Genomic DNA, 12617 nt, shown 5'->3' with positions numbered 1-12617 from the left:
GCCGTCTCGACGAGGTCTTCCGGGACGGCATGGAGCAGTATTTCCGCGAGCAGCTCATCGACCTGTGGAACGGCAAGCTGTTTCAACAGCGCGAGGTCGTCAACTACGCCCTCGACGGTGAGGAACTTCACGTCCACATGCAGTTTTCCGTGTTTCCGGGGCGCGAGGCCGACTGGTCGCTGGTGCAGGTGGCGTTGACGGACATTACCGCGCGCAAGAAGGCCGAGGCCTATCTGGAATATCTCGGCAAGCATGATGTCCTGACGAAACTCTACAATCGGTCGTTCTTCGTGGACGAGTTGAACCGGCTGGAACGCAAGGGCCCCGGTCCGGTGAGCGTCGTCGTCGTCGATCTCAACGGGCTGAAGTCCATCAACGACAGTCTGGGACACGCGGCCGGAGACGCGCTGCTTCGACGGGCTGGCGAAGTGCTGAACGAAGCGGTCGCGAAACCCTGCCACGCCGCCCGGATCGGGGGAGACGAGTTCATCGTTCTGATGCCCGCGAGTTCGGAAGCCGAGGGGCGCGAGATGATGATCGCGATTCAGGATCTGGTCGAGGTCAACAATCAGTTCTATTCCGGTACCGCGCTTTCCTTTTCGCTCGGCATGGCGACGGCGATGCCGAGCGAGCGGTTGGAGGACACGATCAAGCGCGCCGACGCCCGGATGTACGAGTCGAAACGCCTTCATTACCTGGAAGCCGGCCTCGATCGCCGCGGCAAGACGACTGAGGACGTGGACCTGGCCGGCGATGCTTGAGGCCAGCGACGTTTCGTCGATGGCCTGAACCTGCTACCGGATGCATCGCTCGCACGGACTCGGTAGTTTGGGCGCCTGATTGCGTATCCGGTTGCCGTGGTCGTGGAGAGCGTTGTCGAATTCGGCGCGTCAGGCGCCAATGGATGTGAAGCCCCGTGCCGCCAGTGTCATCGAAACCGGAAAATCCCGTCCTCCTCGGCGTCGTCGGCGGCGCACATGGGCTCAAGGGCGAATGCCGGGTGCGGTCCTTTACGGAAGATCCGACCGATCTTGGCGCCTACGGGCCACTCTTCGACACGGAGGGCAACCGCTACACGGTTAAGAGCGCGCGCCGGCAGAAGAACGTCGTCGTGGTTCGCTTTGTCGAGGTTGAGGATCGCAACCATGCCGAGCGACTGAACGGCCGGGAACTTTTCGTCGACCGGTCCGCCTTGCCGGAGCCCGAGGAATCGGACGAATTCTACCTCGACGACCTTGTCGGCCTCGCGGTGGAGACGGGGTCGGGCGCGGTCGTCGGCACGGTCGTGGCGTTCCATGATTTCGGCGCCGGCGACATTGTCGAGATCAAGCCGCCGGAAGGCCCGACCGTGATGATCCCGTTTTCCGAGGCCGCGGTTCCTGAGATCGACGCGGAGCGTGGCGTGATCATCGTCGAACCTTTCGCCGCCGGGCTTGCCGAGGCGGACACCGACGAGCCCGAAGATGTGAGCGAGCCAACGGCTGACCAGGACTGACGCCCGGCTCCGGCGTCATCCCCGTCGGTTTACTCCGCGCCTTGCGGCGCGTAACCAATTCCTTGTTTACCTGCGGCAGGGATTTGGTCCCGCCCGCTACTGTAAGGACCGCTCCATGATCATCGTCGCCGGAACCCAGCGTCTTCATCCCACCGATCTCGAAGCTTTGCGTGAAACGGCCAAGGCCACCATCGCCGCGACCCGCGCTGAGACGGGATGCATCGTCTATTCTTTCGCCGAGGATCTGAGCGAGCCGGGTCTGGTGCGGATTTACGAGGAGTGGGAGAGCCGGGATGATCTCGCCCGGCATGGCAAATCCGACCACATTGCCGCCTGGCGGGCGGCGCTGAGCAAGGTCGAGATACTCGGCCGCGAGCTGAAGATCATCGAGGTCGCCAAGAGCGAACCACTCGCCTGAGCCTGTCATGAGCTTCCGCGCCTCTGTCCTGACGCTCCATCCGGAGATGTTTCCCGGACCGCTCGGCGTCTCGCTGGCCGGCAAGGCGCTGGAACGCGGCGATTTCGCGCTGGAGACGGTGCAGATTCGCGACTTCGGCGTCGGTCGCCACCGCATGGTCGACGACACCCCGTCGGGCGGTGGCGCCGGTATGGTGATGCGGGCCGATGTTTTGGCGGCAGCGGTCGACTCGGCCTCGCCGGCGGGCGACCCGCGTCCCCGGCTGCTGATGAGCCCGCGCGGCAAGCCGCTGACGCAGGCGCGGGTGCGCGAACTCGCGGCGGGCGTGGGCGCCGTGATCGTCTGCGGGCGCTTCGAGGGGGTCGACGAACGGGTCATCGAGGCGCGCGGCCTCGTCGAGGTCTCGATCGGCGATTACATCCTCTCCGGCGGTGAAGTCGCCGCGATGGTGCTGCTCGACGCCGTGGTCCGGTTGCTGCCCGGCGTCATGGGCAACGCCCGATCGGGTGAGACGGAAAGCTTCGAAACGGGCCTGCTCGAACATCCCCACTATACCCGGCCTGCGGAATGGGAGGGGCGCACGATTCCCGACGTCCTGACGTCGGGCGACCACGGGGCGGTCGAACGCTGGCGGCAGGCCGAGGCGCAACGGATTACCCACGCGCGACGACCGGATTTGCTCTCCGACTGACGTTGCTTGATCGACTCCACGGCACCGTTCGGGCATAAACCGAACTGCCGCGAATGCCGTTGGCGCCCTGGTCCCGCAAAAGTCGTGTCGCAAGTCGACGTGAGATAGTGACAATGGCGGCAAAGCGGTGTATGGGCGACACCGATTTCCTCAGAATAACTTGACCGTACCCGCGGCCATGTCGGCTGAGACTGACTTTTCCGGCATGAAACGAATTGAGGCTATGCCATGAACATCATCTCCGAACTCGAGGCCGCCGAGGCCGAACGGATCAACGCGATCCGTACCATTCCCGAATTCTCCGCCGGTGATACGTTGCGCGTCAACGTCAAGGTCACCGAGGGCACGCGCACCCGCGTCCAGGCCTATGAAGGGGTCTGCATCGCGCGTTCCGGCTCCGGCCTTCAGGAAAACTTCACCGTCCGCAAGATCTCCTATGGCGAAGGCGTCGAGCGCGTCTTTCCGCTCTATTCGCCGCAGCTCGACTCGGTCGAGGTCGTGCGGCGCGGCAAGGTGCGGCGGGCTAAGCTCTATTATCTGCGCGATCGCCGGGGCAAGTCGGCCCGCATCGTCGAGGCGACCAATGTGCGCGCCCGCAAGCTGAACGACGACGCCCGCCAGATCGCCGTCGCGGAGCGGGACAAGGCCAAGGCCGAGAAGCAGGCGGCCAAGGACGCCGCCGAATAAGCCGACCTTTCAGTCGGAAGGAATTTCAGAAAGCGGCCCCCGGGGCCGCTTTCTTGCGTTTTGGCCCAGGATCGCGACCAGCCTCCATACCAGGGGGCAGCACTGCTCGGCGGCGACGTTATCGTTCGGCGCTGGTCGGCTCGTGGATCGTGCCGGTTGCCGAAATCCAGCCCCATCGAATGCCGGCCCACGCCCGTTCATGCGCGAGATAGGTGAAGAAGCCGAGCAGGCCCGATGCGGCGGCGAGCGCGCCACCGGAGGTGAGCGAGCCGGTAAACAGAAACCCCAGGATCGACATCGTCACGAGGCCCAAGAGCTGCCAGGACGCGGCTTTCACAAGGCTCCGCACGCGGGTTTCCATCGGGTGATCTCCATGCGTCTGAACGAATCCTTCTGCCACGATGCGCCGCATCGATGGTCGGATTCGCATGTTTTTCGAAGTCCAGAGCGCCGGCACCGGCTTGGGAGGCGGGCTGGAAAGCCGGCGCCCTGGAAGCAGATGTCACGACCATAGGCTTTTCAGCCCCTCGCGGGAATTCCGTGAATTCTCATGTTTTGATTCACGAATGTAGATATTCTACTCGTATAGTGATAAAAATCATCAGTTATGGATAAACGACAAAGATCCCGGCTTTTCCGAGAGCGATTGAACGCCGCAATGACCTCGGCGGCCCTGTCCAAGAGCGGGCTGGCTCGGGCGACCGGCGCCGATCGCTCGACCGTCTCGCTGATCCTGTCCTCCGACGACGGGCGCCTGCCGAACGCGCAATTCGCGGCCGAATGCGCCAGCGCGCTCGGCGTCTCCTGCGACTGGCTGCTGGGATTGACCGACCGGCGCGAGCGCAGCGCTGACGTTCTGCAGGTGGCGATGCGCATCGAGGAAGCGGCGCGCGCCCCGTCCGACAAGTCGATCTATCGCTGGCACGAGGAGGCGCGCGGCTACAAGATCCGCCACGTTCCGGCGACCCTGCCGGACATGCTGAAATCCGAGGCCGTGCTGCATTTCGAGTATGGTGACTTTCTCGGCCGCACCTCCGACCAGGCGATCGCCGACATGCGCGACCGCCTCGCCTATCTCCGGGCGCCCGACACCGACTACGAGATCGCCATGCCGATCGATGCGCTGGAGAGTTTCGCGGCCGGCGAGGGCTACTGGCGCGGCCTGACGCCGGAGGAAAGGCGAGCGCAGCTCGAGCGTTTGGCCCGTTTGACCGAGGAGCTCTATCCTTCGCTCCGGCTGTATCTGTTCGACCGCAAGAAGGTGTTCTCCGCCCCGGTGACGATCTTCGGCCCGTTGCAGGCGGCGGTCTATGTCGGCCGCTTCTATCTCGCCTTTCGCGAGCGTCGGCAGGTGATGGAACTGACCCGGCACTTCGACGGGTTGGTGCGCGAGGCCGACTTCGAGGCGCGGCATACACCGCGATTCATCGAGGATTTGGTGGTTTCCGGATAGGCGCGCCGCAGGCGAACGCGCCGATTGTCACTTGCGTCGGCAATTGCTATTTCGTGTGCATGACGAGAATCCGGAATCGGAAAGCGCGGGCGCATCTGCCGACCAGCGAGGGCTTCGCCGGGCTCTCCGATCATGTGCGTCTGCCCGGCCGTTTCTTCTACCGGCTGATCGCCGCCGATGGCAGGTAGCGCGGCCGACGAGCGCCCCTGAGGCGCGCGCGATCCATCCTTTCGCCCATTCGACCGCCGGTGGTCCGAGAGCCGTCGGAAAAGGACAGAGCCATGAGCAACGCCGAAGCCAAACCTCGCACCGTTTATGACAAGATCTGGGACGAACATCTGGTCGAGGAACAGGAGGGTGGCACCTGCCTGATCTATATCGATCGCCATCTCGTCCATGAGGTGACGAGCCCACAGGCTTTCGAGGGTCTGCGGCTCGCCGGCCGCAAGGTGCGCCAGCCGGAAAAAACGCTTGCTGTCGTCGATCACAACGTACCGACCACGGATCGCTCGCATGGCATCGCCAACGAGGAGAGCCGCATCCAGGTCGAGGCGCTGGCGAGGAACGCCGCCGATTTCGGCATCGAGTATTTCAACGAGGTCGACCGGCGGCAGGGCATCGTCCACATCATCGGTCCCGAACAGGGTTTCACCCTGCCGGGCATGACCATCGTCTGCGGCGACAGCCACACCTCCACCCACGGCGCCTTCGGCGCGCTGGCGCACGGCATCGGCACCTCGGAGGTCGAGCATGTGCTGGCCACCCAGACGCTGATCCAGTCGAAGGCGAAGAACATGCTGGTCGAGGTGAACGGCCAGCTTCCCGACGGCGTCACCGCCAAGGACATCATCCTGGCGATCATCGGCGAAATCGGCACGGCGGGCGGCACCGGCTATGTCATCGAATATGCCGGCGAGGCGATCCGCGCCCTGTCGATGGAAGGGCGGATGACGATCTGCAACATGTCGATCGAGGCCGGCGCGCGGGCCGGGCTGATCGCGCCGGACGAGACCACTTTCGCCTATATCAAGGACAAGCCACGCGCGCCCAAGGGCGAGGCATTCGACATGGCGGTTGCCTATTGGCGGTCGCTGACATCGGACGCGGACGCCCATTACGACAAGGTGGTGCGGCTCGATGCGGCCAACTTGCCGCCGGTCGTCTCGTGGGGCTCCTCGCCCGAGGACGTCGTCTCGGTCGAGGGCGTCGTACCCGACCCGGCGGCCATCCCGGACGAGAACAAGCGGAAATCGAAGCAGCGCGCTTTGGAATACATGGGGCTGACTCCCGGCACGAAGATCACCGACATCGCGGTGGACAAGATCTTCATCGGCTCCTGCACCAACGGCCGGATCGAGGATCTGCGGGCCGTCGCCCAGGTGGTCGAGGGGCGCCGTATGGCGGCGGGCGTCTCCGGGATGATCGTCCCCGGCTCGGGGCTGGTGAAGGCGCAGGCGGAAGAAGAAGGGCTCGACCGGATCTTCATGGCTGCCGGCTTCGAATGGCGCGAGCCCGGCTGCTCCATGTGCCTCGGCATGAACGAGGACCGGCTGAAGCCGCACGAGCGATGCGCCTCGACCTCGAACCGCAATTTCGAGGGCCGTCAGGGCTCCAAGGGGCGCACCCATCTGGTGTCGCCGGCGATGGCGGCGGCGGCGGCGATCGCCGGCCGCTTCGTCGACATCAGGACCTGGAAATAGCGACCCCCCCGGCGGCGGGCGAACGGGATCAGGCGACCATCGAGATTGATCCCGCTTCGTCCGATTGCTTGGTTTCAGCGGCTGCCTCGGCCGCGATGACGCAGTCCCGGCCGGCTTGCTTTGCCTGGTAGAGCCGATCGTCCGCCCGCCGGTAGGCGGCCTCGAAGCTCTCGCCCGGCCTGGCGGCGGCGACGCCGAAGCTGGCGGTAATCTGAATACCGGCCAGCGGCAGCGGCCAGGCGACACCCTTCAGCGCCTCGCGGATTTCGAGGGCTTTCGCCGCGCCCGCCGATGTGTCGGCGCCTTCGACGAAGATCGCGAACTCCTCGCCGCCCATACGTCCGGCAAAGCCGAGGCGGTCCGCGAACAGACCGAGAAGCGCCCCCAGGCCGGCGATCACCATGTCGCCGGCTGCGTGGCCGTTGCGGTCGTTCACCGCTTTGAAGTAGTCGACGTCGATCAGGACGAGCGCACCTTCGGCTCCCCGGCGCTCGGTGGCGGCACGCAGTTGCAGCTCGAAACCGCGGCGATTGAGAAGGCCGGACAGAAGATCGGTCTCGGAGGAGACGCGGTAGCGCTCGACGGCATCGAGACCGATGGCGATGAGCGCGGTAAAGGCGAACAGCAGACCGAATGCGATGCCCCCGAGCTGGAAGAAAAACGCCCAGCTCGACAGGCGCCAATCGGCGGTCGTCAGTTGCGGAGACGGATCGACGAGGAAAATGACATTCTGAGCCAGCAGGTTTGCCGCCAGCAACAGGGCGAGTGCGAACAATGCCCGGTTGACCGGCTTTTGCAGGTTGCCCCACATCTGCGTAGCGGCGAAGAGGGCGAAGGCGGCGCACCCGGTCTGCACGGCGGCAATTTCGGCCGGAACGCTGTCGTAGAAGACCAGAGCGAGTCCGGCGACGAGAAGCGTCAGCGCGACCACGGCCAAGGCGGCGAAGTCGCGCGGACGGCGCTGGAACCGCTCGGATATGCCGCGCGCCATCGCCGCCATGGCGAACAGGAACAGCGAGTCTTCGAGGATCGCTTTCGCGACGCCGTAGTCCCCGCCCGGAAAGATCGCCGTCGTGTAGGCGATGGCCGCCAGCGCGTAGGCGATGCCCCATGAGACCCCGCCGGGAACGGTGACACCGAGGACGAGGAAGACCCCCGAGATCGCCGCCAGAGCGAGAGGCACGCACCAGGCCAGAATGTCTGCTTCGCTCATGTCGGCTCATATTTGAAAGACGGTCTCTTCGGGAGCGACCGATGAGATAGTGGTAAGGGCGAAAGCGGCCAGCGCCGTTGGGTGGGATAACCGTAGCCGGCTTGAGTTAACGGATCTCTTAAGTCGCGTGTAGTATTGATCCGGCATTGCAACTAGAGATTTATTCATGAAAACAGTAGCATAGGGGTTTATGGTCCGGTTTGGGCTGGCGACCTTGCGGCATTTTTTAGGCGGCGGCGGTCCGATGCCGTCGGATGACCTCAGCCGAGAAGATCCCGCCTTGGGGGTCTTGACGCCGGCTCCCGCAGGCGTGAAAGGCTTTTGCCTATGGAGACGCCGACCCCCGACATCGAGATCAGGCGCCTGCGCCTCAGCGACGCGCGCGATTTGGCACCGCTGATCTCGGCCTACAACCAATCGCTCTTTCGCGGGGCGCCGGGGTCCCCGGACACCTATTACGCGGAGCAACTACTGCAGGACCGGACGGCGGAATTGCTGGGCGCGCGGCTCGACGGCGAACTCGTCGGCTTCGTCCTCTTCTATGACATTCCGGACGTGTGGACGGGCATGCGCTCCGGGCTCGCCGATCATATTTACGTGGATCACCGCCATCGCCGCAAAGGCATCGCCAAGGCGATGATCGATCTTCTCGCCGATGAAGCCGACGGTCGCGGCTGGTCGAAGCTGGTGCTGCATTCGCCGCGAAATCCCGGCAATGGACGCCGGCTTTATGAAAAGATCGCCGATCCGGCGGACTGGTCGAGCTATGTCATCCGCTTCATCGACCGCGAACCCTCGCCGAAGTGATTCGAAACTTGCAGGGGCGCGGGGCAGGTGTCGGCCGAGGTTGCCGCGCCTTCTTGCCGCGCCTAATCGATTAAGCCAGCCTTGCCGCCCCTACTGCAACGCGAAAGGCTTGCTTTCGCAGTTGCGATAAGCCTTTTAAGGAGGCATCCGACCGCGCTGTGCGATACGGGCCCGGTGCCTATATGCTGCATGGCGCAAGGGAAATTCAAGGACGAGAGAGCACCGATGTCCGACGCCCCATCCACGCGGCCCCTCTCGCCGCATCTCAGCATCTACAAATTCCGCCCCACCATGGCGATGTCGATTCTGCATCGAATCACCGGCAGCGCGCTTTACGTGGGCACGCTGTTCTTCGTCTGGTGGCTGGTCGCCGCGGCCGGCGGTCCGGAGGCATTCTCATACGCGTCCGCCTTCTTCGGCTCGATCATCGGGCAGCTGATCTTGTTCGGCTACACTTGGGCGCTGCTCCATCACATGTTCGGCGGCATTCGGCACTTGATCTGGGATACCGGGCGAGGGTTGGGCAAGGAAACCTCGACCCGTCTGGCCCAGGCGACGCTGGTGGCCTCGCTGGCCGTCACGCTGATCCTTTGGATCGCCATTTTGATCTTCGGTTGAGGGAGCGCGCCATGACCGACATGAGAACACCGTTGCGCCGGGTGCGCGGCCTTGGTTCGGCGACCAGTGGCACCGAGCACTTCTGGCAGCAGCGGCTGACCGCTGTCGCCAACCTGTTTCTGATCAGCTTCTTCGTGATCCTCGTCATCGCCCTCCACAACGAGAGCTATGCGGACGTGCGCGCCGCCTTCGCCAATCCGTTGGTCGGTATCGCCATGGCGCTGGTGACGGTGTCGGCGGCGATCCACATGCGGCTCGGCATGCAGGTGATCATCGAAGATTACGTGCACGGCGGGATGAAAGTGATCCTCGTGATTCTCAATACGTTTTTCGCGGTCGCCATCGCCGGCGCGAGCCTGTTCGCGATCGTCAAGATGAGCTTCGGAGTCTGACCATGGCATCGAATGGAACCGGCAACGGAGCCGGGCAGCCGCATCGCAGCGCCCCGGCCCAGAACGGCAAGGCCTATCCGATCACCGACCACACCTTCGACGTCGTCGTCGTCGGAGCCGGCGGCGCGGGACTTCGCGCGACGCTGGGCGCCGCGCAGGCCGGGCTCAAGACCGCCTGCATTACCAAGGTGTTCCCGACCCGCTCCCATACCGTCGCCGCGCAGGGCGGCGTCGCCGCCTCGCTGGGCAACATGGGCAAGGACGACTGGCGCTGGCACATGTACGACACCGTCAAGGGGTCGGACTGGCTGGGCGACCAGGATGCCATCGAATATCTGGTGCGCGAGGCGCCGGCGGCGGTTTACGAGCTGGAGCATTTCGGCGTGCCGTTCTCACGGACCGAGGATGGCAAGATATACCAGCGGCCCTTCGGCGGCATGACCACCGATTTCGGTCAGGGGCCGCCTGCCCAGCGCACCTGTGCCGCCGCCGACCGGACCGGCCACGCGATGCTGCATACGCTCTATGGCCAGTCGCTGCGCCATTCCACCGAGTTTTTCATCGAATATTTCGCCATCGACCTGATCATGGATGAGGAGGGTGCCTGCCGGGGCGTGATCGCGCTTTGCCTCGACGACGGCACGTTGCATCGCTTTCGCGCCAAGAAGACGATCCTGGCCACCGGCGGCTACGGCCGGGCCTATTTTTCGGCGACCTCCGCCCACACCTGTACCGGCGACGGCAACGCGATGGTGCTCCGGGCGGGGCTGCCGCTCCAGGACATGGAGTTCGTGCAATTCCATCCGACCGGCATCTACGGCGCGGGCTGCCTGATCACCGAGGGCTCGCGCGGCGAGGGCGGCTATCTCACCAATTCGGAGGGCGAGCGCTTCATGGAGCGCTATGCGCCGTCGGCCAAGGATCTGGCGTCGCGCGACGTGGTCAGCCGCGCAATGACGCTGGAAATTCGCGAGGGACGCGGCGTTGGCAAGCAGAAGGATCACATCTTCCTGCATCTCGACCATCTCGATCCGGCCGTATTGCACGAACGGCTTCCCGGCATTTCGGAATCGGCGAAGATCTTCGCCGGCGTCGACGTCACCCGCGAGCCGATCCCGGTGCTGCCGACGGTTCATTACAACATGGGCGGCATCCCGACGAATTATCACGGCGAGGTGCTGACCAAGAAGGACGGTGATCCGGATACGGTGGTGCCGGGACTGATGGCGGTGGGCGAGGCGGCCTGCGTCTCCGTCCACGGCGCCAATCGGCTCGGCTCCAATTCGCTGATAGATCTCGTCGTCTTCGGCCGTGCCGCGGGGCTGCGCTGCGCCGAGACGGTCACGTCCGGCGAGGGCCATGCGCCGCTGCCCGCCGATGCCAGCGACAAGGCGATCGCCCGCCTCGACCGGTTCCGCCATGCCGCAGGTTCGACGCCGACCGCCGAGCTCCGCGACCGGATGCAGCAGACCATGCAGTCGAACTGCGCGGTCTTCCGCACCGGCGAGGTTCTCGAGGAAGGCCACCAGAATATCCACGCCGTCTGGTCTGCTTCGCAAGACGTACGGGTGACTGACCGCTCGTTGATCTGGAACACCGACCTCGTCGAGACGCTCGAATACGACAATCTGATCGCCCAGGCCGTGGTGACGATGGATTCGGCGCGCAACCGCACGGAATCGCGCGGCGCCCATGCGCGCGAGGATTTTCCCGACCGCGACGACGTGAACTGGATGAAGCACACGCTGTCCTTCTGCGATACCGGCGCAAGGACCGTGACGCTCGAGGACCGGCCGGTGCATGCCTATACGCTGTCGAACGAGATCGACTACATCGAGCCAAAGACGCGGGTGTATTGATCGCGAAAGCGGGACGCTCCATTCTCCCGTTGATGGAGGTTTCGATGACTCGGATCGGGCACAGCAGCGGGAGACAGGGTTCGATGTACGCCATCGTCTTCGACCTCGGCACGAACAGAAAGAGGTCTATCCAGGATCTTCCTGGAACAATGCTGACAACGAGGTCCGGGCGTTTCTTGGAAAGCACGGGTTCGACTGGCAGCAAGGAACACCTAATTCGGGGACGACACCGTCAACGAGGTGTCCTGCGTCCTGACAATTCAGGATCTCACCGAAGAATTTGACTGGTTTGCACCCTCTGTTCGGGACGTCAGGATGCTGCGGATCGAGTCCAACACCGATCTCATGCCGGCTGTGGAACCGGCCGTGAAGCGCAAAGCCGGTTGATCGCTCGCTCCGATGTCAGGCCTCGACGGCTTTTCGCGTCGCGCAATCTCGCGGGATGCCACGCTATCCCGACTGCCGCATTACGATCGGCGTGCTAAGTGTGTCGGCGGGCACCGGTGACCGGCCCGCTTGAGCGGCCGACATTCAGTCATTTCGGAGGAACTGCATGATTCGATCCACAGGCGCCGGTCTCGCGGCAATTGCCGCGCTCGCTCTTTTGGCAGCGCCGGCCGGGGCGCAATCCGAGACCGGGCTGCCGAAGACCCAAAGCAACGGAACGGCCGAGGTCGGCGCGAGCGAAAACGCGCAAGGCATACAGACGCCGGCCGACCCCGCCGCGACGGAGACGCCCGAGTATCCTGCCGCTTCGGGCGGCGAGGCGAGCGATGCGACGGCCACCGGTTCGCCGGCCGGCTCGGCGACGTCGGCCACCGGGGCAAACAGGGCGGACAGCGAGCCCCGCGCCATGCCGTCGAACGAGGTCGGCGAGAAATTCGAGCTGCCGCGCGTCAGCGGCGACGATCAGATCGAATTGATCGCCGGACTCTGCGGCGTGCAGATGAAAGAGATGACGCCGGCCGCCTGCAAATGCCTCGCGAGTGAAGCGATGAGCGAACTGTCGGATCCGCAACGCGATTATCTGATCGCCAGCGTGGTGGCGCCGCCGGTAGCCGACCGCATGTTGAAGGACCGCCGCGTCGGCGCAGCCGACCAGAAGACGATTTTCGCCTTCCTCAACACGACGTCGGACGCCTGCAGGACCGGCAAGCTCGTCCCTTCGGCGGAGGCGCCCGCACCCGCCAAATAGTCCTCGCAACAGAGTTGGCCGGTTGCCGAGCGACCGGCCCGTCGTCCGCCAGCAAAATTTTTCCTCGCCGCGCCGTGACGCGGCCCTAT

At 64.5% G+C, this 12617-nt stretch carries 15 protein-coding genes; 13 read left to right on the top strand and 2 right to left on the bottom strand.

The window, feature by feature from the left end:
- The 5 genes from MJ956_RS17710 to rplS all read left to right on the top strand — a co-directional run.
- Positions 1-761 (top strand): sensor domain-containing diguanylate cyclase (locus MJ956_RS17710; RefSeq protein WP_253965764.1); only part of this gene is annotated, 761 nt, incomplete at its 5' end.
- A gap of 155 nt (positions 762-916) precedes the next feature.
- Positions 917-1495, top strand: a complete 579-nt coding sequence (gene rimM, locus MJ956_RS17705; RefSeq protein ID WP_253965763.1) for a ribosome maturation factor RimM — start codon at positions 917-919, stop codon at positions 1493-1495.
- Between the two features lie 115 nt (positions 1496-1610).
- Positions 1611-1913, top strand: coding sequence for a putative quinol monooxygenase (locus tag MJ956_RS17700; protein WP_253965762.1), 303 nt, complete (start codon positions 1611-1613; stop codon positions 1911-1913).
- 7 nt (positions 1914-1920) lie between these two features.
- On the top strand, positions 1921-2604 hold the full coding sequence (trmD, locus tag MJ956_RS17695) for a tRNA (guanosine(37)-N1)-methyltransferase TrmD (RefSeq protein WP_253965761.1): 684 nt from the start codon (positions 1921-1923) through the stop codon (positions 2602-2604).
- 228 nt (positions 2605-2832) lie between these two features.
- The gene (gene rplS, locus MJ956_RS17690; protein WP_253965760.1) at positions 2833-3291 is read left to right on the top strand and encodes a 50S ribosomal protein L19; all 459 of its coding nucleotides are present in this window, start codon (positions 2833-2835) and stop codon (positions 3289-3291) included.
- A 118-nt stretch (positions 3292-3409) separates the two neighbouring features.
- Here rplS and MJ956_RS17685 read toward each other — a convergent pair whose 3' ends face one another.
- On the bottom strand, positions 3410-3652 hold the full coding sequence (locus MJ956_RS17685) for a DUF2061 domain-containing protein (RefSeq protein WP_253965759.1): 243 nt from the start codon (positions 3650-3652) through the stop codon (positions 3410-3412).
- A 297-nt stretch (positions 3653-3949) separates the two neighbouring features.
- Here MJ956_RS17685 and MJ956_RS17680 point away from each other — a divergent pair, with 297 nt between their 5' ends.
- The 3 genes from MJ956_RS17680 to leuC all read left to right on the top strand — a co-directional run bounded on the left by MJ956_RS17680 (position 3950) and on the right by leuC (position 6444).
- Positions 3950-4744, top strand: a complete 795-nt coding sequence (locus tag MJ956_RS17680; protein WP_253965758.1) for a transcriptional regulator — start codon at positions 3950-3952, stop codon at positions 4742-4744.
- 59 nt (positions 4745-4803) lie between these two features.
- A complete protein-coding gene (locus MJ956_RS18850; RefSeq protein WP_256477934.1) occupies positions 4804-4932 on the top strand; it encodes a hypothetical protein in 129 nt (42 codons plus the stop codon).
- 93 nt (positions 4933-5025) lie between these two features.
- Entirely contained in the window at positions 5026-6444 is a 1419-nt protein-coding gene (gene leuC, locus MJ956_RS17675) for a 3-isopropylmalate dehydratase large subunit (protein WP_253965757.1), read from the top strand.
- Between the two features lie 28 nt (positions 6445-6472).
- Here leuC and MJ956_RS17670 read toward each other — a convergent pair whose 3' ends face one another.
- Positions 6473-7657 (bottom strand): GGDEF domain-containing protein, encoded by a 1185-nt coding sequence (locus MJ956_RS17670; RefSeq protein WP_253965756.1) that lies wholly within the window; start codon positions 7655-7657, stop codon positions 6473-6475.
- A gap of 327 nt (positions 7658-7984) precedes the next feature.
- Between MJ956_RS17670 and MJ956_RS17665 the strand changes: the two genes are divergently transcribed.
- The 5 genes from MJ956_RS17665 (at position 7985) to MJ956_RS17645 (ending at position 12528) form a co-directional block, all read left to right on the top strand.
- Positions 7985-8464 (top strand): GNAT family N-acetyltransferase, encoded by a 480-nt coding sequence (locus tag MJ956_RS17665; RefSeq protein ID WP_253965755.1) that lies wholly within the window; start codon positions 7985-7987, stop codon positions 8462-8464.
- 225 nt (positions 8465-8689) lie between these two features.
- A complete protein-coding gene (gene sdhC / locus MJ956_RS17660; protein WP_253965754.1) occupies positions 8690-9082 on the top strand; it encodes a succinate dehydrogenase, cytochrome b556 subunit in 393 nt (130 codons plus the stop codon).
- 11 nt (positions 9083-9093) lie between these two features.
- The gene (sdhD, locus tag MJ956_RS17655) at positions 9094-9474 is read left to right on the top strand and encodes a succinate dehydrogenase, hydrophobic membrane anchor protein (RefSeq protein WP_253965753.1); all 381 of its coding nucleotides are present in this window, start codon (positions 9094-9096) and stop codon (positions 9472-9474) included.
- Between the two features lie 2 nt (positions 9475-9476).
- On the top strand, positions 9477-11333 hold the full coding sequence (sdhA, locus tag MJ956_RS17650; RefSeq protein ID WP_253965752.1) for a succinate dehydrogenase flavoprotein subunit: 1857 nt from the start codon (positions 9477-9479) through the stop codon (positions 11331-11333).
- Between the two features lie 553 nt (positions 11334-11886).
- A complete protein-coding gene (locus MJ956_RS17645; protein ID WP_253965751.1) occupies positions 11887-12528 on the top strand; it encodes a hypothetical protein in 642 nt (213 codons plus the stop codon).
- Positions 12529-12617: the final 89 nt, after the last annotated feature.

Origin of the sequence: Aurantimonas marianensis, from assembly GCF_024195285.1 — a bacterium.
GTDB classification, from domain to species: domain Bacteria; phylum Pseudomonadota; class Alphaproteobacteria; order Rhizobiales; family Rhizobiaceae; genus Aurantimonas; species Aurantimonas marianensis.
This window is presented reverse-complemented; position numbering and strand designations above follow the sequence as displayed.